At 55.2% G+C, this 25,450-nt stretch carries 17 protein-coding genes and 1 pseudogene; 6 read left to right on the top strand and 12 right to left on the bottom strand.

Going from position 1 to position 25,450, the window contains the following annotated elements; all coding sequences use genetic code 11:
* Positions 1-461 precede the first annotated feature (461 nt).
* From EE949_RS05515 to EE949_RS05495, 5 genes are all read right to left on the bottom strand, one after another.
* The gene (locus EE949_RS05515; RefSeq protein ID WP_122663348.1) at positions 462-1,595 is read right to left on the bottom strand and encodes a metallophosphoesterase; all 1,134 of its coding nucleotides are present in this window, start codon (positions 1,593-1,595) and stop codon (positions 462-464) included.
* A 389-nt stretch (positions 1,596-1,984) separates the two neighbouring features.
* Positions 1,985-2,710 (bottom strand): SDR family NAD(P)-dependent oxidoreductase, encoded by a 726-nt coding sequence (locus EE949_RS05510; protein ID WP_162873810.1) that lies wholly within the window; start codon positions 2,708-2,710, stop codon positions 1,985-1,987.
* A gap of 61 nt (positions 2,711-2,771) precedes the next feature.
* The gene (locus EE949_RS05505; RefSeq protein WP_240350349.1) at positions 2,772-4,004 is read right to left on the bottom strand and encodes a carbohydrate porin; all 1,233 of its coding nucleotides are present in this window, start codon (positions 4,002-4,004) and stop codon (positions 2,772-2,774) included.
* A 145-nt stretch (positions 4,005-4,149) separates the two neighbouring features.
* Positions 4,150-5,403 carry an MFS transporter gene (locus tag EE949_RS05500; protein WP_122663346.1) on the bottom strand — a complete coding sequence of 418 codons (1,254 nt, stop codon included), beginning with the start codon at positions 5,401-5,403 and terminating at the stop codon, positions 4,150-4,152.
* 21 nt (positions 5,404-5,424) lie between these two features.
* Positions 5,425-5,958 carry a 2,4'-dihydroxyacetophenone dioxygenase family protein gene (locus tag EE949_RS05495; protein ID WP_122663345.1) on the bottom strand — a complete coding sequence of 178 codons (534 nt, stop codon included), beginning with the start codon at positions 5,956-5,958 and terminating at the stop codon, positions 5,425-5,427.
* 241 nt (positions 5,959-6,199) lie between these two features.
* On the opposite strand from EE949_RS05495, the gene EE949_RS05490 reads away from it, so the two are divergent.
* Positions 6,200-7,219 carry a helix-turn-helix domain-containing protein gene (locus tag EE949_RS05490; RefSeq protein ID WP_122663344.1) on the top strand — a complete coding sequence of 340 codons (1,020 nt, stop codon included), beginning with the start codon at positions 6,200-6,202 and terminating at the stop codon, positions 7,217-7,219.
* Between the two features lie 88 nt (positions 7,220-7,307).
* Here EE949_RS05490 and EE949_RS05485 read toward each other — a convergent pair whose 3' ends face one another.
* From EE949_RS05485 to EE949_RS05470, 4 genes are all read right to left on the bottom strand, one after another.
* Positions 7,308-8,315 carry an aldo/keto reductase gene (locus tag EE949_RS05485; protein WP_122663343.1) on the bottom strand — a complete coding sequence of 336 codons (1,008 nt, stop codon included), beginning with the start codon at positions 8,313-8,315 and terminating at the stop codon, positions 7,308-7,310.
* A 469-nt stretch (positions 8,316-8,784) separates the two neighbouring features.
* Positions 8,785-9,654 carry an alpha/beta fold hydrolase gene (locus tag EE949_RS05480; protein WP_122663342.1) on the bottom strand — a complete coding sequence of 290 codons (870 nt, stop codon included), beginning with the start codon at positions 9,652-9,654 and terminating at the stop codon, positions 8,785-8,787.
* A gap of 146 nt (positions 9,655-9,800) precedes the next feature.
* The gene (gene tspO, locus EE949_RS05475; protein WP_122663341.1) at positions 9,801-10,241 is read right to left on the bottom strand and encodes a tryptophan-rich sensory protein TspO; all 441 of its coding nucleotides are present in this window, start codon (positions 10,239-10,241) and stop codon (positions 9,801-9,803) included.
* 89 nt (positions 10,242-10,330) lie between these two features.
* Positions 10,331-10,654 carry a hypothetical protein gene (locus EE949_RS05470; RefSeq protein ID WP_122663340.1) on the bottom strand — a complete coding sequence of 108 codons (324 nt, stop codon included), beginning with the start codon at positions 10,652-10,654 and terminating at the stop codon, positions 10,331-10,333.
* 306 nt (positions 10,655-10,960) lie between these two features.
* Here EE949_RS05470 and EE949_RS30170 point away from each other — a divergent pair.
* Positions 10,961-11,728, top strand: a pseudogene (locus EE949_RS30170) (PAS domain-containing protein); the annotation flags it as partial.
* Complete coding sequence (locus EE949_RS30165) at positions 11,702-12,316, top strand: methyl-accepting chemotaxis protein (RefSeq protein WP_431194215.1); 615 nt, start codon at positions 11,702-11,704, stop codon at positions 12,314-12,316. The pseudogene EE949_RS30170 and the gene EE949_RS30165, both read left to right, overlap by 27 nt.
* 129 nt (positions 12,317-12,445) lie before the next feature.
* Here EE949_RS30165 and EE949_RS05460 read toward each other — a convergent pair whose 3' ends face one another.
* The 3 genes from EE949_RS05460 to paoC all read right to left on the bottom strand — a co-directional run bounded on the left by EE949_RS05460 (position 12,446) and on the right by paoC (position 17,010).
* Positions 12,446-13,573, bottom strand: a complete 1,128-nt coding sequence (locus tag EE949_RS05460) for a mechanosensitive ion channel family protein (protein WP_122663338.1) — start codon at positions 13,571-13,573, stop codon at positions 12,446-12,448.
* Between the two features lie 271 nt (positions 13,574-13,844).
* Positions 13,845-14,759, bottom strand: a complete 915-nt coding sequence (locus EE949_RS05455) for a LysR family transcriptional regulator (RefSeq protein ID WP_122663337.1) — start codon at positions 14,757-14,759, stop codon at positions 13,845-13,847.
* A 40-nt stretch (positions 14,760-14,799) separates the two neighbouring features.
* Positions 14,800-17,010, bottom strand: a complete 2,211-nt coding sequence (gene paoC, locus EE949_RS05450) for an aldehyde oxidoreductase molybdenum-binding subunit PaoC (protein ID WP_122663336.1) — start codon at positions 17,008-17,010, stop codon at positions 14,800-14,802.
* A 569-nt stretch (positions 17,011-17,579) separates the two neighbouring features.
* Between paoC and EE949_RS05445 the strand changes: the two genes are divergently transcribed.
* From EE949_RS05445 to EE949_RS05425, 3 genes are all read left to right on the top strand, one after another.
* Positions 17,580-19,604: a M10 family metallopeptidase C-terminal domain-containing protein gene (locus tag EE949_RS05445; RefSeq protein ID WP_122663335.1), complete on the top strand. Its 2,025-nt coding sequence runs from the start codon at positions 17,580-17,582 to the stop codon at positions 19,602-19,604.
* A 3,338-nt stretch (positions 19,605-22,942) separates the two neighbouring features.
* Positions 22,943-24,490 (top strand): sugar ABC transporter ATP-binding protein, encoded by a 1,548-nt coding sequence (locus EE949_RS05430; protein ID WP_206335692.1) that lies wholly within the window; start codon positions 22,943-22,945, stop codon positions 24,488-24,490.
* Positions 24,487-25,449: an ABC transporter permease gene (locus EE949_RS05425; RefSeq protein WP_162873811.1), complete on the top strand. Its 963-nt coding sequence runs from the start codon at positions 24,487-24,489 to the stop codon at positions 25,447-25,449. Before EE949_RS05430 ends, EE949_RS05425 begins: the two co-directional genes overlap by 4 nt.
* Position 25,450: the final 1 nt, after the last annotated feature.

The raw sequence follows: 25,450 nt of genomic DNA, 5'->3' as shown, positions 1-25,450 counted from the left end.
CACCGTCAAACGTAATGGGCCGGGTGCCCAGCTCGTTGGACAGGCGAATCCGTGTTTGTCCCGTCCAGATGTCTGGCCGAACCATCAGGCGAAAGGTTTGATCCTGTGCGCCTTGATTCGGCGCAGGAAAAGCGAGACTCAGATCCGGCTGTGCCGAGGGGTTGCCGACCGGGTAGGGCCCCTGAATGGCACCCAACCATGCTGATACCCATTTATTGTCAGTTTGAGCCTGAGCCGATACGGCGAAAAGCGTGGAGATCAGGGCCAGCGACAACCAGGCCTGTTTCATTTTCATAAGGACTTCTCTCTCTTGTTTTTTATACGAGGACAAAATGCATGGGCGCCCACTAGCGCTTCATGCATGACTCGTCGCCTTTTTACGCTTACGCTCCTGAAGCTTACCTTTATTTGCGGAGGCTTCGGGCAGCCCCTGCTGCGGGGCGGATGCCCCGACGAGTCATCTATGGCTTGTCCGAACCGCTTGCGCGTCGCAGAGTAATGCGCGTCAGCTCCGACGGTACGCCCAGCCGAAGGGCGAAGCCGGGCCACAGGGCCGTGCCGTTGTTGACGTATAGCTGCATGTCGCCCACCTGGTAAAAACCGGACACGAAGCCTTCATTCGCGAGGGCGATTACCCGCTCAAGTCCCAGGATCATTCCGCCGTGGGTATGGCCGGACAGCTGAAGGTCCACGCCTTGATTGGCTGAGAGCTGAGCATTCCTCGGCTGGTGATCAAGCAGAATGATCGGTGTATCTTTTGGTGATCCTTTCAGCGCCTGTTGCAGGTCTGGCGCGGGGAAGCCGGTTTTGGGCGCAGTTACATCGGTGACGCCAGCCAATACAATCTGCGCGCCGTCACGCTTGAGCAGCGTGTGACTGTTGGCAAGCGGAATCATGCCTAGCGAGACAAAGTGCTGCATCCAGGCTTCGTTATCAAAGAAATACTCGTGATTGCCGGGGATGACGTACACCCCGTCCGGAGCATGCAGGTTACGCAGGGCATCAATATCCAGCGTCCGGTCGCTGACTGAACCGTCGATCAAATCGCCGGTTACGACGATCAGGTTGACGCCCAGCTCGTTTGATTTGCTGACGACGTCGCGTGTCCACGGCTGGTCAAAAAGCCGACTGATATGCAGGTCCGTGAGCTGCAATATCTGATAACCCTCAAATTGCGGAGGCAGGTTGCGGATTGCGACGTCGATATCTTTGAGCGGCGGCACGCGGACTGCCTGATTGACGCCGATTGCTGACAGCAATAGCGCAGCAGCGCCAATGCCATAGCGCAGGCCAGTCGGGACGGTCAGCCAATGACGTCTAATCAGCATCGTCAGCAGCGTGCCCAGATCGACCAGTATCTGAAACACCGCGATCAACAGGATTGCGCCAAATCCCCAGTTGAAAAGCATCACGATGCTGCGCGGAAACTCCGGCGAGAAAACGCTTCCGGAAGATAGCCGACTGTAGAGATGGTATTGCGAGGCAAGTATCAACAGCAGTGCGACTGCAATTCTTGCTGAAAGAGCCCATGGCATTGGCCAGATAAAACGGATGATGGCGTACAGGCAAGGCAGGCTGAACATGAGGTGAAACATTAAACACAATTCCTTTGGCTATGCTCGTTGCCGGGAGGCAGTCTCGACAGAGTGTGCAGGCCCGTGGGCTCCATGTCTAAGCAGTTTTCGAATGTACTTAAGTGTTGATGGTCCTGGACAGAGGGTGCGGCCAGTAGCGGCGACGTGTCCTAACTAATCGATGACGATAATGATTGCGAGCAAGATCGTAACCGCTTGCCTTGGTCGTTAAGCGTGGGCGCCAGTGGGCAATCCCCACATGCATTCGTGGGGGCATTTGCACCGAACCGGAGGGGTGCGGGTGTGGCTTCAAGTTCATTGTGCGGTCCGGCCATCGTAAACGCGGGCTGATCATAAAGGGGAGCCGGGTGGTTGCGCTCCCTTTAGACATGCGTTTGAGAGTAGTGATATCAAATTGCAGTGGTCAGGTAACCGCCATCCACTGGCAGAACCGCGCCGGTTACAAATGAGGCCGCGTCACTGGCCAGGAAGGCAATCACTTTGGCGACTTCTTCTGCACTTCCAAAGCGCCTCATGGGCGTGCGCGACAGCAGTCGGTCAATCCGGGGCTGATCATCGATTTTCTCGAGCAACGGTGTGGTAATCCATCCCGGTGCCACTGCGTTGACCCGAATGTTAGCGGGGGCGTAGGCCTCCGCAAGGGACTTGGTAATCTGAACGATTGCCCCCTTGGCTGCCGAGTAGGCCACCATTTTTCCGCCACCGAAGTAAGCAAACATCGACGCGATGTTAATGATTGATCCGCCTTGCTTTGCCAGCAACGGATACGCCAGGTTGATGAGTCGATAAACGGCGTTGAGTTGAACCGACAACACCTGGTTGAAGGCCTCCCATTCCAGTTCCTTTTCCCCCAGCGTGCCGCCAGCGGCGGGCACCAGGATATCGAGGCGATCAAGACTTTTGATGACGTTGCTTAACGCTTCATCATCGGTGACGTTCACTTCTCGAAGATCGAGCTGAACGCCCTCAGACACGACGGTTGTGGTTGCGCCTAGCCCGATAGCCACGACCGTTGCGCCGTGCCGGGCCAGATATTCAGCTGTCGCGAGACCGATCCCCGAGGTCCCGCCGCTGACGAGTGCCACCTTTCCTTCAAACAGGTTGCTGATAAACATACTGATCATTGCCTCATAAGGTCAGATAAGTGGTTCGTTACCGTACGTTGACGTCGGGTGCTTACAGACCCAGGAATGAGCCCACATCGAGCGCCACTTGCAGGCCAATAACGAAGCCGTTGTTGCTTAGTTGCGGCGCGCCGGGGTTATAGAAATTATCTGGGTTGATGATGTACTGAACGCTTGGTTCGATAACCAGATGACGGGTCAACGCGAAATGGCCGTTGGCTTCAAGTGCGTAGACATTGCGCTCGCCCATTTGCGGATCGCCACCGGCAGCAACGCGCAAGCGTTGCTGAAACTGCAGTTGGTGAGAGTTGACCTGCAGGTAGCTGGTTTTGAAGTTGAGTTTGTCTCGAGCTCGATCAAATGGGCCAAGGTAGGTCAACCCGGCTTCGGCGAAGTGACTGAAGGGTTGTTTCTCGTCAGCCGCCGCCGACAGCGAGCCGAATACCTGTAGACCCTTTTGCCCTTCACGCCACAACGTCTGGCGGAATTTGAAAAATCCACCGGCTGTGCCGTGGTCGCTTGCGCCTGTCAGAGGGTCGACCTGCCGGGACGAATTGAAATAAGCGTTGAGTTCATATTGGGTGGTGTCCAGACCGGGCTTGCTGCCGATGCCGACCAGAAAACTCGTGCCACTGGCGTCATCGGTACTGAGATCCAGACCTTTACGCTTCTTCAGGTAATCCACTGGATTGGATTCGAACGCGCCCGCATGTAAGTAGAAATAGGGGTTCATCTGGTACTTCAAGTAGCCGCCCCAGGCACCGAAAGGCGGTGGCAACATCCCGCTCGAAGCATCCAGGATCGGATCTGTGCAAGTGACGGCCGTTTCACAGTTGTAGATATAGAAGTACCTCCGGCCGTTGGTACGCCCGATGTGCATGTCTAGTTGACCATCGAACCATTTCTGTTCGTAGGTCAGCAGGCTCAGTTGGTTGCTGGCGATATCGTTGTGCAACGGTGCCCCACCAAAATAGCTGCCCGCAGCACCTTGCCATTCACCCGAGGTAGGCTGGCCTGTGCCTTTATCGAGGATGAACAGGGTCTGTTCGAAATGCAGTGCAGCGCCATCCAGCCCGATGAGTGTGGCCAGATCAAGGTCCGCGCCGACGTACAGATTTCCACTATTACCGAAGCTATGGGGGCGAGGCCCCGTGTCCAGATTCTTCATTGACAGGTTCGTGAACTGCACATGCGGCTGGATGCCATAGCCAGCCAATTGTTCGCCTAGTCCAGCCAGCGGGCCTTCACGGTCCAGGGCCCAGACTTGTGGGTACGCAAACGTCATGAATACACACACGCAGAAACGGATAAGAGCGCTCATGATCCGGTACTCATTTTATTGTTGTTGTGGTGAGTCAATGCCGTGGTGCGGCGTGCTGGCGACTTGCACCGAAAGCCACGCCTGCACAGCGTTACATCGAGTGGGATACCTACAGCGGATGCACGTGGGTCGTTGTTGCTGCCAGTGCTCGGCGTTGCAGCACGGCGGGTGCCGTCTCCTTGAGGAAAAGAGACAGCGTCGCGGCCAGTAAAGCGCCGATGCAGGAGATCCACATCACAATGGAAAGGCCGAATTTATCGGCGGCAAACCCTGCGGCAGTAGGCGCTACGAAACCGCCTATCAGCTCGCCTATACCCATGATCATGCCCAAGGCGGTAGCCATAACTTCTCGCGGGACGGTCTCTGCGGGAATGGTCGCCATGAACAGCGTGAAGCAGCCCAGTCCTGTGTAAGTAAGCACCATCAGTACCCCAAGCACGAGCGACGACGGCGCGTATAAAAGTGCTACAGGACAACAGGCGGCGATCAAAGAGAACAGCACCAGAGTCGGTCGGCGACCTATCCGATCGGAAATACCGGGCACTACAAAACCCCATATTACCCATGCAGCGCCCAGGCAACTCATGATCGCGCCCATGCTCGGCGGGCTGTACCCACGGACGCTGACGAGGAAAGTGGGCGTAAAGGAGATCAGGATGACGAACCACGTTAAAAACACGCAACTGATCAAGGTGCACAGCACGATGTTCCGGCTCTTGAGCAATGTCAGACGATGATGGCCTGTGGGCTTGGCGCCCACCATCGGGGCAGGGCGGGGCTCGTCTTTGCGCACATAGCGCCAAATCAACCAGGCGATAAGGAGTCCGGGCAACAGCGAAACAATGAATGCGTGCCGCCAGCCGTAAGCTTCCGCAAGGTGAATCAAGACCGGTGGACCAATCACTGCGCCCAGAAGTCCCGCTGCCGACCCCTGCAAAAGCCCCATGTTGAGGCCGCGCCGGTGTGGCGATGAAGCTTCGACCATCAACGATTGGGACAAGGGCAGGATTGGCCCCTCGGCCAGCCCCATAATGCCGCGAAACAGCAATAAGCTCAGAAAACCGGAAACCAGACCAGACAAGGCGGAGCAAAGGGAAAACAGGATAACCGCCACAATCAGAAGCGGCTTGCGCACACCGCGCCGATCGGACCAGGCCCCAACCAGCGCGCCTGAAACCGCCCAGGCCAACGCCAGTATCGAGGACAGCATGCCCAAGTGACTATTAGTCAGTTTGAGTTCGTCGGCCATGAACGGAAACAGGAAGGACAAAGCAAGACGATCAAAGAACACAAAACCAAACGTCAGGAACAACACGCACAGCAAGGTATTTTCATAACTGGCTTTATTATTTTTTTGAGCCATGTTGGTTCTCCGAGGCACGGGTTAGCGGAACAGACGATCTACCGTGTCAGCCCCCAGGCCGACTTTTTCGTAATGTTCGCGGCACAGGGCGATGTAGGAGTGCACATCGAAATAGCCGGTGGGTTCGCCTTGATCATCGAGCCAGATCAGCGGACCTTTGACGATAAAAAACACCCGCATGGGCTCCTCGTGCTCATAAGCCACCAGGGTGTGCCCTTCACCGGGCGTCTCATAGACGAAATCGCCAGCGGTCGCGGTCCAGTCGTGTTCCAGGTAGCCCCATTTTCCCGAGAGCGTGTAGGCGAATACCTCGTGCGGGTGATAATGCCGATTGACCAGGCCAGCACGGCTTGACATCAGGATGTCGCACCAGCGGTTTTCGCTTGGGGATATCCAGAGCGGCCTTGAAGACACTGTTTCAGTGAAAGGGACATAGAGCCGCAAATCATCACTGGCGGCATCAGGCAGATAAACCTCAGGCTTCGCGTCGGGCTTGAAGCAGTTCGCAATAGGCTGCAGGTCTTTCCAAAATTCGGTGCGGGCTAATTCGGGCATGTTCGGCCTCTCATTCGTTGGGATACAGAGGCCACTCTAAAGTGAGAACGGTTGGGCCGTTTGGTCGAAACGGACGTCATTGTTGTCCGCATCAGACCAAAATTTAAGCGCTGTCTGCTGGCTGCGTTTTTGTGTTTGCCACGGGTTGACAGAGAGATTGAACGGACGGATAACTGGCCTTGGCATGCCATGGAACAGCCTTGCGAGGGAGTTGCGCAGTTACTAAAACGAGAATAATAAAATGACCAGAACCAGCCCTTTGCTCGGTACCCGGCGTGCAAGTACCGACAATATTCCCCTGGACCAGCGCCTGGCCTTTTGGGAGCAGTACAACGCGTCGACGCTGGTGGGGTTGAAGTGTTCCTCCTTCAGTGAAACCGGCTTCAGTGCGCGGGAAGATAATCTCAGTCTGGATCGACTGCGGGTCGCTCATATCAAGGGCAACCAACACGTTATCGAGCGTGATGTTTCAATGATCCGCTTGGCCCCAAAGGAGTCGGTATTCGTGTCGCTGGTCATGGGCAGTGCTTCGTTTTTCTTTCAAAACGGCACCTGTCATTTACTCGATCCCGGCGAGTTGATGGTGTATCGCACCGATAAGCCTTACCTGTTTGGTTTTTCCGGGGCGATGCACAAGTTTATCTTTGACATACCGCAGGATGTCTTTGCTCTTCACTGTTTACGCAGCTTCGATAAAGCTCTGAAGATTAGCGCACAGACCGGTACCCAGCGATTACTTCTGCGTACACTGAGCGAGCGGGCGAGCGCTTTTTTTGAGCAGCCGCGCAGCGAGGAGGCGGACTGTTTTCAACAGGACACGCTTGAACTATTGGCCAATATCATTGCGGGACAGGTTGGCAACCGACGAATCAACGCACTGGGTACGTCCTACTTGTTGGCTGCCAAACAATGCATCCTCAAGCAGTTAGCTGACCCTACGTTGAGTTGTGAGCGTGTTGCGGCTCAGACAGGAATATCCACACGGCATCTGGCGAGACTGTTTGCGCTGGAGGACACCAAGCCCCATCGTTTTATTCTTGAGATGCGTTTGCAGCGGGCGTTCCAGTTGTTGAGCAGAGGGGAGGACAGGGGACTGGATATTGCCGAGATTGCCTATCGGCACGGGTTCAGCAGTCAGGCACATTTTGCCAAGGCCTTCAAAGCCTACTACAGCCGCACACCGAGTGAGGTGCGCGCATCGCCCAACGTGAAACAGCGTGAGGACCACAATTCGCCACGGCGTCACGGAGCGGCCAACTGAGCACAGCGCCCCTGCCTCATGAGGCAAATCAAAATGCCAGTCAGCTTAACTGACCAGCATCAGACCGTGATCGTGATTGCTGTACTTGCTAGGCAATGATCCTGCTGTTGAGCTTGTTCGGTTCATAAGCCGACAGTCTCGATGGCGCGCAATCGACCGGACGACTCACCGCATCCAGCTTGCACACCTGTTCATATGAAAGGTCTACGGCCAATGCGCCGAGGTTATCGGCAAGTTGTTGCTCAGAGCGCGGCCCTATGATCGGGACTGCCCCGTGGGTATTTGCCCATGCAATAGCAACCTGGCCCGCACTGACGCCGAGTTCACTCGCAATCTCCAGCAATGTATCCAGAATAAGCGTGCGCTGTGCCGAGTTCTCCGCCTGGAATACTTTTCCACCAAAACCTTCGGCCCGACCTTTCTCACCCTGCCGATATTTACCAGTCAGCATGCCGCCTCCCAGCGGGGACCATGTAACGATGCCAAGGCCCAGAGCGTTTGACGCCTGGAAGAGATCAGCTTCGGGGTCACGATGTACCAGGCTGTGCTCAAATTGAGCGGCTGCGATAGGCAGTGCGTGAGTGAGCTCGGCCAATGTGACCGCGCGGGAAAGTCGCCACGCCGGGAAGTTGGAGAGACCTGCGTAAAGGATTTTTCCCGCACGTGCCAGATCTTCGAAGCCTCTGACAATTTCTTCTACCGGGGTCACGCCGTCCGGGTGGTGTGCCCAGTAAATGTCGATGCGATCTGTTTTGAGGCGCTTCAAACTGGCTTCTACCGATGTCACTAAAGCCCGGCGACTGTTGCCTGTGGCAAGCCGATTGGGACTGGCAGCCGCGCTGTTGGTGAATTTTGTGGCGAGTACGAAATCGTCGCGTCGTCCCTCAAGCAGCGTCCCGAGCAACTCCTCGGACTGGCCAAATTGATAAACGTCTGCGGTATCGATGAAGTTACCACCGGCTTCAGCGTAGGCATTGAATATCGCCTTGCTGGAGTCGGGATCCGCTCCGTAGCCCCAGCCAGTGCCGAAATTCCCGGTGCCGAGGGCCAGCTCTGAAACACTGAGCCCGGTATTGCCGAACGTTTTGTAGTTCATTTCTGTCTCCACAGAGTGCGCTCTCGTAGTTGGGTCCACGAATACGGCAGTTGATCGCGCTAAAGATGTGTTGTTAAGGATCGAGCATCAGACTGCGCCATACAATGTCAGCCGGATTTGCAGGGGGGATGGACTCGGATTTTGCTTGAGCTCCAGCCGGTCGTTTCATTTGTCCACTCAACGCTCGTAGCCTTTCCTCTACAGTGCCTGGCGCTCGCTGGCTCCTGGCACTGTCTTCGGTGGGCGACCGAATAACGGGTGGAGATAAGTCAATGGGTGAGATATTTACGAACGCGCCTTCGGGGTTTTCGACACTCTTCACCGGTAAGGCTTCAAGGGGCCGCGCCACGACTGAGTTCTTTGCTTGTACTTCTTCATGTCCCATTTCGTGTTCTGCTCAAAAGCCTGATTACGCCGAGGAAGCCGGTGACCATGAAGTTTTGAAGTTTTGAAGTTCTGAAGTTTTGAATCAGGACTCCAGAAACGCCCGAGCCTTGGAGACGAAGTCAGCGTGGTACTGAAAGATCCCCCCGTGCCCGGCGTCCTCATAAATAATCAACTGAGAGCCAGGGATACGCAGGGACATGTCAGTCGAGTTCACAGTAGGCACCATGATGTCGTTGTCGCCGTTGGCAATCAGGGTCGGAATGCTTAGGCGGCTGAGGTCCTGAGGTGGCTGGCGACCCCATGCAGTGATTGCCTTTAGCTGCCTCAAGAACGCGTGTGGACCTGGGCCTTTATCACGGTCTTTTTCGCGTTCTTTCAGACGCTTTAAAAAAGCCTGCGCGGCTTGCCTGCCATTGGCCGAGGGAGTGAAGAAAAGGTAGTACTTCGGATCTCGTAAGGTCAGCAACGCTTTGATCATCAAAGGCCACGACACAGACCACACCTTGTCGATACCGATGCCGCCCGCTGGCCCGGTACCCGTAAGAATAAGTTTTCGCACTAGCTCAGGGGCTTTAAGCGCGATGTCCTGTGCGACGAACCCACCCAATGAAAAACCCAGTAAGTCGACTTTCTGGAATCCCATCGCGCGTATTACGGCGATCGCATCATTGGCCATCTCACTGATGGTCAGTGGGGCGGATCCACCAGAAGCGCCGATGCCGCGATAGTCCGTGACGATGATCCGTCGGGTGTAAGCCAGCCCATCGACGATGCGCGGGTCGAAGTTGTCGAGGGTAGCGCCCCAGTGATTCAACAGAATGAGCGGCAGCCCGTCTCTGGGCCCCAAGTCACGGTAAGCAAATGCTGTTCCTTCGACATTCACCGACCGATTTGCAGCGCGGATGAACTCCGCTGGCGATTCAGTGGGATAATTTTTGGCTTCAACGATCATGTGCGCACCATTCGATCCCATACACGCTGAGCGCAGTCTTAGTGACTTGCGTTCGTGCGATTATGATGTCGACCGTAATCAAAGCTGTCAACGCTTTTGATTGCGATCAACATCATAGCGTGCAGCCCTTGATCGCGCTTACTGCCTCATTTGTTGTGCCGCAGAATGGAGAAATTCAACGCAGCTGCCACTGAAAGCCACGCCAGATAAGGCAATAAAATCAACCCTGTAATGATGTCCAACTGCAATGCCATCACGACCATCGTGGCGACAACAAGCCAAAGCAGGATGAGAATCACCATGGCAACGGCGATGCGGTTGGCGCCAAAAAATACCGGTGTCCACAACGTATTCAGCGCAATTTGAGCCGCCCACAGCGCCAGGACAGTCTCGCTGCCGGGGAGTAGCGTCAAGCGATAACCGGCCCATGCGAGCAGTAAATATATCGTGGTCCACGCTACTGGAAACGCCCAGTTGGGCGGCGTGAAACCCGGTTTTTGCAGCGATTCGTACCAGGCGCCGGGCTTGAAAATGATCCCTGTTGCAGCGGCTGCACAGCAGGCGAGCAGAAAAATATAGAAAGTCATAGTGACCCCTTGGCTGAGAAAAATTGATCTGAAAGCGCGATGGCTGTAACTGGGTTGGATACTTGTGCGCTGAAAAAGTCCACGCTGGTTCAGGAATCAGAGACGTCCAGGGCTCGATACCATTGCTCATATGGCGTGTTAGTAACCTTGTATCGGTTGAAGTCTGACGCACCATCCTCCCACCAAACCGGCCCTCGCTCCCCAAGAGCCACCTTGGCTATCTGAACCTCCGATCTCGCTGCCTTCATCTGCTCGGGATCGCCCGAGGCTTTCGCTGCTTTTACCGCTCGCCGGGCCGCCATCAGGTCTGTTACCAGACGCTGTCGCTTGCCTTCATCCAGATTGGGGTTGGAGCAGCGCCACAGTTGTCCGTTGACCACAAAGTAACGACCGTCTGGTGTCACAGGATTCATTTCGGTAACTCCGTGGAGCAATTCTTCATTAGCCTGTGGGACAAACATCAGTGACCGGTGTTCAGTAATATCGACCGTGGCCACGGAGCAAAGGCGTCACAACAAACAGGTTATCTGGAGATGAATACATATCAGGGTCTTGAACCCTGCCGGTCACCTTGACTCGACGCTGCGTCGTTTTTTTGCGGGTCAACATTCAGTTTGTTGACGTCAAAACATAATTATGACCAGCGCAATCCAGTTGTCGGTTTGTCCGCCGATACCTGTTGAAGATATATACGTTGAGGCAGCACTGAGGGCAGGTCCATGTTCAATAAATCGCTTAAAGATGAACTGGCGGCCAGGACGGCCGAAGTCGTGGGTTATAAGGGATTGATTGAAGCACTGGGCCGCTCCATGGCGGTTGTCGAGTTTAGTCTGGACGGCAAAGTCCTTCGGGCCAACGACAATTTTCTTACCGCAATGGGCTATCGCGCAGAGCAGTTACCCGGTAAATCGCATCGGGACTTCTGTACCCCGACGTTGACCCGTAGCGCCGATTACAGTCAGTTCTGGTCGCAACTGCAGGCCGGTAAATTCGTCTCCGGTACGTTCCAGCGAGTCAACGCAGCGGGGCAGAATGTCTGGCTTGAAGCCAGTTACAACCCGGTGCTCGACGAACGTGGCCAAGTGCTGAGGATCGTCAAATACGCGCTGGACGTGACTGAAAAAGTTACCCAGGAAGCGCTGACGCGGGGCAAACTCGCCGCACTGGATCGGGCAATGGCCGTCATCGAGTTCGATCTCGCTGGCAACATTATTTCGGCCAACGACAACTTTCTGCGGACCATGGGTTACGGCCTGAACGACCTCAAGGGTAAGCACCACCGGCTGTTTTGCGAGTCAGACCTGGTCAATAGCACCGAATACAGCGACTTCTGGCGTCGGTTGAATGCGGGTGAGTTTTTCAGCGGTCAGTTCAAACGTCTCGGTAAGAACGGACGAATAGTCTGGCTGGAGGCGACTTATAACCCGGTGTATGACGCCGACGGTAAATTGTCAAAGGTCATCAAGTTTGCCAGTGATATCACCGAGCGTGTCGAGCGCTTTGAAGAGGACTCTCGCGGTGCCTCACGGGCATACCATATTTCTGCGGAGACCGAGAAAGTTGCCGAGCAGGGTGCCCAGGTCATTCAGGAAACCGCCCAGGAAATGCGCCAGATAGCCGACAATATTGGCGCGTCAGCCCGGCTTGTCGGTCAATTGGGCGAGCGCTCCGAACAGATCACAGCCATCGTCAATACTATTCGTGGTATCGCTGATCAGACCAACCTGCTGGCTCTCAATGCCGCTATTGAAGCGGCGCGCGCGGGCGATCAGGGGCGAGGTTTTGCGGTTGTGGCCGACGAAGTCCGGCAACTGGCGGGACGTACCAGTCGCTCGACAGCTGAGATTGCCGAAATGATCGGCAAAATCCTTACTGAAACCCGTGATGCAGTCGCCAGCATGAACGCCACTCAGGAGGGCGCAAAACGCGGCGTTAGCCTGGCCGATCAAGCGGGCTCGGTGATTTTGCAGATTCGCAGCGGTACCAGCGACGCCGTAGAGGCAGTAAGCATGTTTGCCTCCAAGCTCGACGAGTCTGAAGTTATTCCCAAAACCGCCGTCAGTTGGGTCGGGTAGCCTGCACCAAGGCAACGGCGTGCGGCCATTGCGGATTGCTGCCCAGCGGCAATCCGCTTGATCGCTGACCATCACATGCCGATGGCACTTAACCTTTGAGCGCCACCCGGCAGCGCTCAAAGGCACCCTTTATGCAGGCTCGGAAGCGGGTGACAGCTGCTTGATCGAATCCGTCTCGCTGTGTCCCGGCAATGAAGCGACATTGACGGTTCGCGAAGGGAAAGCGAACTGCGCATCCAGATCAGTGACCGCCGTCATGATCTGCAGGTTAATCTCCTGCTGAACATCCATATAGACGTTGTAACTCGCATCCAGGACGATATAGACCGTCTCGAATTCCAGTGCGCTTTCTCCGAAGCCTTTGAAATGACACCTGTCGAAGCGCGCCTTGTCTTCGTTCTTGATGATGTCTTCAACCTTTTGTGTGAGCTGTTTGATCTGTTCTGCTGAACAGTCATAAGTAAGGCGAAACTCAAAGACAATGCGCCGCTCCTGCAGCCGCTTGTAGTTCTGAATGGTGCTCGCAATCATGTTGGCGTTTGCCATCACGATCTGTTCTCCGCCAAGGCTTCTGATCCGCGTCGTCTTTAAGCCGACGTGCTCGACAGTACCGGAGAGCGAACCCACAACGATGAAGTCACCCACTTCAAACGGCTTGTCGACGGCGATGGACAGCGATGCGAATACATCGCCGAGGATGTTCTGAACCGCCAGCGCGACAGCAATACCACCCACACCGAGACTGGCAACAAAGGCTGTGATGTTGACACCCACGTTGGACAGCATGGCCAACAACACGACAGCCCAGAGCAATACTCGGGCACCCCAGAGGCTGAGTGTTGCAAGCGCACCCGCTTGAAAAGTCTGGTTTGCGCTATGACGGGCAAAATAGCGGTGCAAACCCAGCGCCAATGCCCGGTTCAGCCAGAGCCCGACCTGCAAGGCTGCCACAACAAACCAGAGGCTGCTGACCCGGCCGAGCCAGCGCTCAGGCAAATCAAGAATCCCGACGCCAATCAGTATCGAGGCCAGGATCAGCAGTGTATTGCTTGTCCCTGACAGTACCTGGGCCGCGATGTGGTTAAAGTGGCCGTTACCCACGGCCGATCTTGCTTGAATTCTTTTTAAAACGAAGCTGATCGCAGTTCTGGCAAACACGTAACTCAGCGACGCTGCACACAGGGCGAATATCCAGCTTGCCAGCGAAATACCCAGAATCGCGTGATCCGTAAAAAGCCGTGTCAAATCCTCAATCATGAATCCCCCAATAAGTGCTGTGAACGACTGATGTCTTCAAGACAAGTGTTGTTCCTAGCCAGTTAACACTGCCTGATATGGTTTGGGTCAGGCAGCTCTCAGGGGGTTAGTCGGTGTCGAGTCGTGAGCGTTCAATCAATCGGGCTCGACTACCTTAAGGACTACAGGCCGGCTGAGGCTTTGGGCACCGACAATGCGCAAGACTGCTCGTGAACAGGCGCATCGCCGGTATTCAGTGAGGTTCCATCAAGCGGCAGGCGAGATGGACTCGCTAGGGGATTGGACCCATAGGTTCAAGTTCTCGAATCAGCTCAATGAGCAGGCGAAGGCCTACAGGAACCTGCCTGAAACTTGAGTAATAAATGTGAAACCCCGGGTCGTAGTGAGTCCAGTCTTCAAGCACTCGCTGCAGCGAGCCTTCCGCGATCTGTCGCTCGACTACCGAGGCTAGAACGTACATCAATCCAGCGCCGCGCATCGCCATCGTTACACCAACACGGGCTTCATCGATCGTGATGGCTCCGGGAACGTCAATCTCCAGCTGTTGGCCTTCTTTAGAGAATTGCCAATGGTAGATGTGTGCATTGCCCAGACGCACACGTAAACAACGATGATGGTGTAGATCTTCCGGGTGTTTCGGGGTGCCGAATCGCTTGAGGTAATCAGGCGAGCCAACAACTGCCCACGCAACATCGGGAGACAGTCGTCGAGCGATCATGTCTGCGGGAACCGTCCCACCAAATCGAATGCCTGCATCATGCCCCTCGCCGATGACATCGACCATTCGATTGGTCACGGTCAGATCGATCTCAATATCCGGATAGCGATCTACAAAAACCGGAAGCACCGGACCCAGCAGTAGTTTGGCACCGTCGCTCAAGACGTTCAGGCGGATACGTCCAGCGGGTTCATCGCGGAGCCTGTTCAGGGCTTCCAGTGCTTGTCCGATATCATTGACCGGAGCGCTGATCAGGCTCTGCAGTTCCTCGCCAGCCGAGGTGAGCGTCACGCTCCGCGTCGTGCGATTGAGCAGTCGAACGCCAAGCCGGGTCTCAAGTCCTTTCATGGCATGGCTCAGCGCCGACGCACTGATTCCCGCCTCCAGACCAGCCTTTCTGAAGCTTTGATGCCGAGCGATGGCGAGGAAATAAACAATATCTGCCAGATTCGTGCGGCTGAGCTGCATTTGTTACTCCGAAGCCAAAACAGTTAGTTATGGGGAAAAGTCAGCCCAGAGCGGGCAACCGGTCAATGAGCTTATCGAGCGTGATGGGGTAATCGCGAACCCTGACGCCGGTGGCGTTATAAACAGCGTTGGCAATCGCCGCTGCTGCACCGGAAATACCGAGTTCACCGACACCTTTAGCTTTAAGAGGTGTCGCATAAGGGTCCACTTCATCGAGGAAAATGACCTCCTGATGAGGGATGTCGGCATGCACCGGTACTTCGTAGCCAGCTAGATCATGGTTAACAAAAAATCCCAGGCGATGATCCACAATCATTTCTTCCATAAGGGCTGCACCTGCGCCCATGGTCATACCCCCGATGATCTGACTGCGAGCTGTTTTGGGGTTGAGTATTCTGCCTGCAGCACACACCGCCAACTGACGGCGAATGCGAATTTCTCCTGTCGCGGCGTTTACACCCACCTCGACAAAGTGTGCGCCAAAGGTTTGCTGAGCATACTGCTTTGCCAGGTCGCCAAACTCCATAACGTCTTCGGCTGACAGGTCGCCATCCTTTGCTGCCTCTGCCAATGGCAAGTTGTTCGAACCTTCGCGAACGTGGCCGCCAACAAACTCTGTTTTCGCTGGGTCGAGGCCCAGCTTCTCAGCAATGGCTTCCCTGAGTTTAACGCAGGCCGCATAGACGCCTGCCGTGGATGAGGCGGCTCCCCACTGGCCGCCAGAACCTGAAGACTCCGGGAATCTTGAATCCCCCAGGTAGACGTTCACTTTGTCCATTTCAACGCCCATCATTTCAGCAGCAGTCTGGGCAATGATCGTGTAAGAGCCGGTGCCAATATCTGTCATATCTGTTTCGACGGTGACCATGCCTTTACGGTCAAGCCGGACACGTGCAGCCGATTTCGTAGTGGGTGCGCCACGAATGGCGGACGCCACGCCGATGCCTACCCACCAGCCGTCCTGCAGTTCCTTGCCGGGCAGGGGGTTGCGCCGAGCCCAGCCGAAACGATCAGCTCCCGTATTCAGGCACTCGACTAACTGACGCTGAGAAAAACGGCGATCAGGCTGCTCCGGGTCGACCTGGGTGTCGTTGATGACGCGAAATTTCACAGGGTCCATACCCAGTTTTTCAGCCATTTCGTCCATGGCAATTTCCAGCGCCATCATGCCAGGCGCTTCACCTGGTGCACGCATCGCGCTGCCTTCAGCAAGGTCGAGTTCGGCAAGGTATAAACGGGTCATACGGTTCGCACCCGCATACAACGTTCGGGTCGACGCAGTAGCAGCCTCGGTGCGACCACCACGCAGGTTGCCCGACCAACTCTCGTGGCCTATTGCGGTAAGCGTGCCGTCCGGGTTGGCACCCAGGCGGATTCTTTGAATCGTCGCGGGCCTGTGCGTCAGGTTGTTAAACATGAGCGGGCGGGGAAGTGCCACTTTTACAGGGCGCCCGGCCGCTTTCGCCGCGAGAGACGCCAGCACGGCGTCACACAGAATGGTGCCTTTACCGCCAAAGCCGCCGCCAATGTATGGCGAGATCAAGTGAACGCTGTCTTTGGGGATCCCCAGTGTTTTGGCAAGATCTCTGACACCCCAGTTCATCTGCTGAATAGACGTCCATAGCGTCAGCTTCTCTCCCTGCCACTGCGCGATGGTTGCGTGGGGCTCCATCATCGCGTGGGCATGATCCGGGGTGCTGTAATGACCGTCGAGTGCGATAGCCGCTTTTTTGAACGCGCCTTCGAAATCCCCGATTGCCGTGTGTGGAGGAGGGCCGAACGCACCCGGTGCGGGTGTCTTGGCTGACTCTCGTTGCGCGGCCAGGTCGTAGGCCCCAGGCTCCCTGACGTAATGGACCCGAACTAATGCTGAAGCAGCCCGGGCCTCCTCGAACGTGTGCGCAACGACGATTGCTACTGCCTGGTGATAATGATCCACCTGAGGACCGGCGAGGGCTCGATCGACGTAAAACTCGCCCCTGTCCAGTTGACCTGCATTCTCATAGGTGACGATTGCAATAACGCCGTTGGCTCGGCGTGCTTCGCTCGAATCAATTGATGAGATCCGCCCCTTGCCGATTGATGAACCTACTACATAGCCGTAAGCAGGGGGGCTAACAGTGGCCTGTTGTTCGTAAGCATAGGTCGCTGTGCCGGTGGTTTTCAGTTTGCCTTCAACGCGATCTTTGGGTTGTCCAATCACCTTCATTTGATCAATCGGGTTGCTGCTCGCAGGCGTATCAAACTTCATGGGGCTTGCTCCTTGTCAATCGACCGCCATCTAGTGTCTTGGGTGGCTGACGCCAGATGTTCCTCAATAATTCCATCCTGGTGCGAAGCCATAATCGCTGGTGCACTGGATGAAACAGGCAGGGTGGGCTTTTCATGGCTGGAGCCTATGGCACCGGGCTTGCGCTGATAACCGGGGTTTTCAACATGAAGCCATGAGCAGGGCTCAGTAGTACTTCGTCAAGTTCACACAGAAGCTGTGGGACCGAATTTATTCGGGAAAAGGTCGGTACATCCGACACATCACTGTTGTCCAGAATGCCGCTTCCCGGATAAACACGGTCCTGCCAGTCTCGCGGCAAACACCGGGCCTGTAGGAGCTGCCGAAGGCTGCGGTCGCGGTGTGTCAGGAGAAACGCTTTGCAGCGTTCGGCAGCTCCTACAGAAAATGCATTTCAATTCCACGCTGAACAGCTTTCTGGCACATGTTGCGCGTTTCGAGGTCAGAGTTTTGCTCGGTCGTCCTACATCTCGACGAGCGCCCTTACTCCACTTCGAGGTGGATCCCATGACGTTTAAAGGATTGGCAACATGGCAGAGCAACGCACGCATACCGTAATCACAGCACCTGGACAGGTTTCAGTAGATCCCTCAATTCTGAGTGATAAGGCCAACAGCGTCGCCATGCAGGCGGACGGCAAGATCCTGGTTGCCGGCTTCAGTACCTATGTCCTTGGCCGTTTGGGCGATCCTTATGAAGAGCACGAAACACGCGACAATTACTCGGTGATCCGCCTCAATGCGGACGGCACGCTGGACACGACGTTTGGTGACGACGGTGTGTTAATGGTTCAGGCGACGGTAGACCAGGATCAGGGCATCTATATGACGGTGCAGCCGGACGGCCATATTCTGTCAGCCATCGCCGGGCCGATGGGCGTACGTGTTCAGCGATTCAGTGAGGACGGCACCGCGGATACCACCTTTGGTGGCACCGGGGTTGTTGACCTCGATATTCCGCCCGCCGACAACGGTGGACATATCACGGTAAACCCGGACGGGACCCTCTACATCACGGGCATGGAGGGTGACTACCCTGCTGTGGCCAAGCTCAACGCCGATGGTTCAATGGCCACTGAGTTTGGTGATGATGGCAAGTTCACCTTCACCGGTGCAGGTGAGTTCATCGGGATATACAATTCGACGACTGTACAACCGGACGGCAGCTTCCTGTTTGGTGGAAATTACTCGGCAATGAGTGACTACTCCTACAGCATCGTCAGAGTCTCTGCTGACGGCGAACTGGACACCAGCTTTGCTGACAACGGCACTTTGGTGTTCGAACAGTCCTTTGGGCTAGAAGGGCAATCTGCTGTCACTGTGCAGCCCGATGGCAAGATCATCGTTGCAGGCACTAGCACAACCTTCGACGCCGCTACAGTAGTGCGCCTCAACGCAGATGGCAGCTTTGATACCAGCTTTGGCGACCACGGTGTCGTGCACCCGGCATTAGGTGCTAATGAAGGCTACGCTGCGCGTGGCGTCACCGTGCAGGAAGACGGAAAAATCGTGGTGGTCGGCCAAGGTGGTTACGCCATTACCCGGCTTAATGCTGACGGTTCTCTGGACACTACGTTCGGTAGCCAGGACGGCAATCGCCACATCGATGGTTCGACCGGCGCGGACGACCTGGTGGGTAACGATCAGGCTGAAATCATAAAGGGTCTGGGCGGCGATGACGTATTGCAGGGCAACGGCGGGCGTGACGTTCTGATCGGCGGCACTGGCGCTGACATTTTCAGGTTCGACGCGGTCAGCGACAGTTTCCGTACCAGCACCACCACTGGCAGCGACCGCATTATTGATTTCGACGCGACTCAAGATCGTATCGACCTGATTGGCCTTGGATTCACCGGCCTGGGCAATGGTCTGGACGGCACGCTTTCGCTTCAGGTAAACGCTGAAGGTACGCGTACCTACCTGAAAAACTTTGAAACCAACACTCAAGGGCAACGCTTCGAGCTGGTGCTTGAGGGGAATTACCTCGATCAGTTGAACACCGACAACCTGGTGTTCGAACCGGTGAACATCAAAGGCACCGCAGGCGCTGACGTGATCCACGGCTCGGCTATTGCCGAGATAATCCAGGGACTGGGCGGTAACGACTCTATCAATGGCGGCGGGGGAGATGACGTTATCCAGAGTGGTGCCGGTCGCGACATTCTGGACGGCGGAGAGGGCGCAGACACTTTCCTCTACACCTCCATCCGCGATAGCTACCGCACGGCCACGGACAGTTTTTCCGACGTCATCGAAAACTTCGACAAGCGGGTCGATCACATTGATGTCTCAGCGCTTGGCTTTACCGGGTTCGGAGATGGTCGCGGCGATACACTCAAACTGAGTTACAACGAAGAGTTGGGCCGCACTTACCTCAAGAACTACGAAACCAACGAGTGGGGGCAGCGTTTCGAGCTAACTCTGGACGAGCACTGGCCGTTGACGGAGCTGCAAGATACCGTGATCTTTGCGCCGCAAAACGTCGCCGCCGTTTCTACAGAGGTAGAACTGATAGGCGCGCAACCTGTGCCAGCGCAGGATTGGGCTTTTACCTGAGTTTCTATTTTTGAGCTGCTGTTAGCTCTTGTGGGACATAGACCCCCGGTAGCTTTGCCGGCTGCCGGTTTTTTTAGCGACGTGCCTGCGCACAGACGCAAGAAGAACAGATCATCTCAGCGATGGCATCAAGTGTGAAATCCTTAATGGATGCTCTGACAAAGCAAATGTCTGAAGAGGGGCAGCATCCCTGGATTCGGAGCAGGTACTTTGGGCTGGAATGAATCAAGGTGTCAGCGAACCTATAATACGATTTAACATAATATACATTATGCGTACCCATGGGTTTAACCCTGTGGGTGCTTCTGGTGTCGCGTCTAACAAATCGCAGGAATTATCTAATTAATCGCAGGAACTCATTAAAATCAGTCGTTTACATTCGAGACTTAACACTAGGCCTACGCCATTCCTGTGATTAATTTTCATGCTCACATGAATCCGTCTGGACGAAATGAAATCGATGATCCCTACCATTTACCTGAACCGCACAACCAAGCACGGCCTGACTTGCAGAGTCGGTGATGATGTAAACGACAGGGTTGGCAGGCTCGCATTTGGTCGCATGGACAAGAGTGTCGGCTGAATAGGAATCAAGCTCGGTATTTTTTGAGTCAGGCATGGCGCAGAATCTCTAAGCGATAGGTAAATCCAAGAGTAGCAAAGGATTTGAGTTCGGCATTCGACCATTTACTCTTGGTCCACAAACGGAAGGATTGCTCCACGATTTGATAAGCATGCGGCTTAACAAAACCCTAGGTGTGCTGTCCATGGCAAGCGGCGATGTGGTCAACTCCTGCTCAATGACCTAGGTAGTAAGCAACGCCCAATGCAGCGACGCGCAATTGGACCTGCCACTGGCCAGGCAGGTTTGAGATATATAGCGCTGCTGTGCCAGTGGCCACGGGCAGCACATCTAGAGGCGCTCGCAGAAATTGCACAATATCGTACGCTAAGCCAATGTGGCATCCGGCTCAGTCGGAAACCGCATTCAAAATGCCCGCAACCGTCAGTACTCGCTCAACAGAAAGGATGTAAAACTGCCTACCGGTTTGCTCGAACCCTCGTATTGGGGAACGACGAAAATCCATCAGTAGTCCATGCCATCATCTTCAATGATGCCGGCAAAGGTAAGGTCGTTGACTTGGTGGCAAATCGGTAAAACAAGACGTCATCTACCTCGACCTTTATCACTGCAAATTCCGCCCTAGGACGGATGGGGTGACCACCCTCCCCTCAGCCCAATTTCCGCTAATGGGGGTTGGCGGAAATCGGAAATTGGGTGCTTAGGTGTCGCCGGTTACAGATAACTGGAATCCCCTTTTAGGTCGTAGAACGCAGAACTAATATCAGATGATTGCTTCCGTGAATCTGGTTTATGAGCGCGCTATCAGCTGATTGCTTCATATCCTTTCTAAATTTGTCTGCGGCGAAAGCTTCGCCAAATTGATGAAAAACCGCCAAGGCCATAATTTTAGAGGAATATCGTCTGGACTGTGTCTGGCCTGGTATTCAGCTCCGGCTGTGGCCTTTTCCAGTAATCATTGATAATTACAGTCAGGCAGTGACGCAAACAGTTCTTTTCTAATCGATTCCTAGCTAGAGCAACCGATGCTTTTTCAATCGAAAACTGAGGGCTGGCACGGTTATGATCAGCCAGCTAGGCGTCCGATGGGCTCCCTGTCATTGCCACTCTGTAGTGCAAGGTCGAGAAATCTACTTTGCCTTGCGGACCGGCTCCGAAGGATCTCCCGAGCTTCAGTTTCGATGGTGGATTTCAAATGCCACTTGAGCGTTTTGACTTTTCTCCGTCCTTTCATAAGTTTTCTCCGCGCTGGGTTGTTTCAGCCTGACGCTTAAAAATACGGCTAAAAACTCGTCCCTTGCAACCAGCCTGAGATCATCAGAGGCTAGGTACTCAGGATGGTGCCTTGAGGCAGGCCGGCCCTAAGTCCGGGCCGGACTCTACGCAATACTTAGCTAATTTAAAGGGAACGCTCCATTACCCTTTCAGGATGACCTTTATCACGTTACGTCCATTTGAACACGCGCCCATATTCACAAATTCTGCAATTGCAACTTCCTCAATGTAACTCCTTTGGGGAATTGCTTCCATGCAAGCTCCAGTTAGCAAGTCTTACTAAGCTCGCGCATGGGCTGAATTCGATTGGTGACTAACATTTCTTTGAAACGAGCCTTGATAAACTGAAGCCCACCCAGTCTGGCGACAGGTACTGGCTTGATTGGTCATCCCTTAGCGTAACGAACGCCGGCAGTGTTGCGGGCACTTGATCTTGATAAAGCAGTAGCCACTTTCGCTGATATTAATGCCGTGACTTATCTGGTTACCTGCCGCCCCCCGCCCAGATCCCTACATGCGGAACTGCCGCATACGGCTCCTGCCTTGGGTACGTGACGCAAAGCGACCCTCAGGATAAGGATGTGCATTTCTGGGTCTTGGTATATAGAGACAAGGCGTCCGTAGCGTGACCATTGAAGCCGATGACGCTGGTTGCGACGTTTGAGGGCTTGCCGCCATAGACGGCATACCGGCAACTGCCAAGACGTATCAGGTTTCGCGGCAACGCGTGGTAATTGAAGTACCCACGGACAACCCGGTTAGCCGTTCCCGCAATTGCTCCAAGAACTGCTGAGCCTACCATTGCGTCCTGAAACCCACCACACTGTCATCCGCGTAACGCACGACAATCACTGCGCCTTGGGGAGTCCCCCTTGGTCGCAGCCAACCTACGGCCATCCTCCATAACACCCGCTTGAAGCCATTTGCAGATCAGTCCGAGCAGACGCCGGCTGCAATACGGTGTTCTAGAATCATGGTCGATCTCATCGAAGAACGACGTGATATCCGCATCCAATATCCAGTTCACCTTCTGGCCCTTCAGCGCGACCGGCGACGCATCCAGCGGCATGGCTAACGGAATAAATGCAGGTGGGAGCGCCTGGCTTTTCAGGGCTTGCAGACGAATCGATTTGTGGACGAGGTTTGCGTTGAGGCTATGAAGGTCACGATGATCCGCATGTATATCACCCACCTATCAGCCCGAGCATCAAGTGGTTCGATCGCAAAGAGCTAAGCTTGGAGCCAGGATGCCCTTTGGTGACTTAGCGTATGGCAATTCATAGCCTCAAGGGCGCCCTCCCAGGCGGGAAACGACGCAAACCTGATTTCGCTTGACCACCCCCAGAGCTTGGTCATAGACTCAAGTGCATGCGTATGCAATCACCTGAAAAAGGCGGTTTACGCGATACGAAACGGCAGAAACGAGGCAAGGCCTCGATCATCAGCCGACTCAAAATAAAAATAACAGCAGGTGATGAAGATGCAGGCGTCCGCACACCAAGAAACTCCGATATTGCAGGTGGTCGGCCTGCGCAAGTCCTATGGCCCCACGCATGCTTTGGGTGGTGTCAGCTTCGAAATCAATCGAGGTGAGGTGCACGCCCTCCTGGGTGAAAATGGTGCCGGAAAGTCTACTTTGGTAAAGATATTGACCGGAGTGGTCAGTCCTAACAGCGGCTCCATGACGTTCAGAGGGACCCCCTACTCCCCCCGATCGATCCTTCAGGCACGGGCGACCGGTATCACCACTGCGTTCCAGGAGCTGAGCCTGCTACCCAACCTGACGGTGGCCGAAAACCTGGCATTGCCGTGCCTCAAAAAAAACTGGTTCGGATTGAATTCCGACGCCAGAAGCTGTGACACTGCAGCTGCCACGCTGCTCAAGTTTGGCCTGTCCGAGCTCCGTCCGTCCACACTCGTCAGTGACCTGTCCCTTGCAGATCGCCAACGGCTGGAGATTATCAGAGCGCTCAGCCACGAGCCCTCCCTGCTGATTCTTGACGAACCTACTGCGGTTCTACCCTCGACTGACTGGTTGTTTGACCTGATCCGCAAAGAAACCGCCAAGGGCACTGCGGTGCTCTACATATCTCATCGGTTGAATGAGATCCGCCAGCTCTGTAGCCAGGCAACTGTCTTGCGCAGTGGTTGCAGCATCGGCACTACTGACCTTCGTGATACCGACGACGCGAAAATCTTCGAAATGATGGTTGGCCAGCGCATGGCGTCTAAACAGAAACCTTTACGTCGCGATCACGCCGAGACCCAGCAACAAACGCCACGCCTGCGAGTAACGAGCCTCAGTGCCGGCATGGTTAACGATCTTGACCTAGCCCTTTACCCTGGGCAGATTGTCGGCTTGGCGGGTCTCGACGGCCAAGGCCAGAGCGACTTGTTTCATGCGCTTTATGGTCTGATCGCCAAACGAAGCGGCACGATTGAAATCGAAGGCAAGAAGGTCGTCATCAACTCGCCAGCAGCCGCGCTCGCCGCCGGTGTTCAGGTCGCGTTGCTCCCAGAAGAGCGCAAGACTCAAGGGATCTTCGGCGACTTGTCGGTACGGTCCAACATGGCGGTGTCCGCATTGCACCTGATCGGCCTGCTGGGCTTCACCACTCGTAAAAGTGAACGGGAATTGGCCAGAGATGTCTCTGGGCAAGTAGACCTCCAACAGCGCTACCTTGATTTTCAGATCAAAGACCTGTCCGGCGGTAATCAGCAGAAAGCGCTACTTGGGCGAGTGCTCCTGACGAAGGCGAATACGTTGCTGCTGTTCGACCCTACTCGTGGAGTGGATGTAGGCACAAAACAGGCGCTGTACCTCGCGATCGAAGATTTTGCCAGCAAAGGGGGCGCCGTCCTTCTGTACTCCTCGGAGTTGGCGGAGCTAGTGCGGTTGAGCGAGCGATGCCTGGTCATCTATCGAGGCCGTATAGCCGCCGAACTCCAAGGCGAGGACATCGAGGAAACAGCGCTTGTCGCGGCGGCAACGGGGCACCAACGCCATGGCGCGGGGGAAGCCGCATGACAGCGAATAATGTCTCACTCTCGACTCTCGCCAAGAGCAGCGCAGGCACCGCGGCGCTCTTATACATCGTGCTGTTAGTTGCATACGTAAGCATCGAGCGCAGTGCGCTGAGCGTCTCTGCCTTCAGCGATCTGGTCAACAACGCGGCGCCCTTGGCTATCGCCGCTGCCGGCGGGACGCTGATCGTACTGTTGCGCGGCTTCGACCTTTCCGTGGCAGGGATCATCTCGCTGGTGAATGTCATCCTAGCAACACATCCCATGGATGACGCATTGGGGGCTCTTGGAAGCTTGGGACTTGCGTTGTCAGTAGGCGCAGGGGTCGGTCTGATCAATGGGGCGCTCATCGCCTACGGTGGATTCCAATCCATTGCCATTACCTTGGCGACGATGATCATGACGGGTGGATTGGCCCTTGTGGTGCTCGATGCACCGGGCGGGGCTGTCGCTGATTGGCTCAGTGAGAATCTGACGGACACTGTGGCGGGTTTTCCGGTGTCGGGGCTGGTCATGCTGGCAGTGGTAGGGCTATGGGCGATAGCCCGGAAAACCAATTTTGGCGTCTCTCTTTATGCGGTCGGCCAGGATGAACATGCCGCCGCGCTTTCGGGCATTGAAGTGAAACGGACTCGCTGCCTGGCCTTTGTTTTTGCTGGGGCCCTCTACGGCTTGAGCGGCTTCATGCTTTCAGCCCAGACCGCAACGGGCAACCCGACGGCCGGGAACTCCTTGTTGCTGCTGACGTTTGCGGCAATCGCGCTTGGAGGTACTTCGTTTCGTGGCGGCAAAGGTGGCTTGACCGGCAGCATCATTGGCGCAGCCAGCCTGATGCTGCTGCAGAAGCTACTGTTCTCGGTAGGTGTTCAGTCATTCTATATCGGCTTGCTGCAGGGCGTTGTCATGATCCTGGCAGTTGGCCTCATGAATGCGGGTGACAGGTTTGGCGTGAAGAGGGCATGAC

Source organism: Pseudomonas viridiflava (genome assembly GCF_900602065.1).
Lineage (GTDB): Bacteria > Pseudomonadota > Gammaproteobacteria > Pseudomonadales > Pseudomonadaceae > Aquipseudomonas.
The sequence above is the reverse complement of the archived record's forward strand: the minus strand, read 5'-3'. Positions and strand labels throughout refer to the sequence as shown.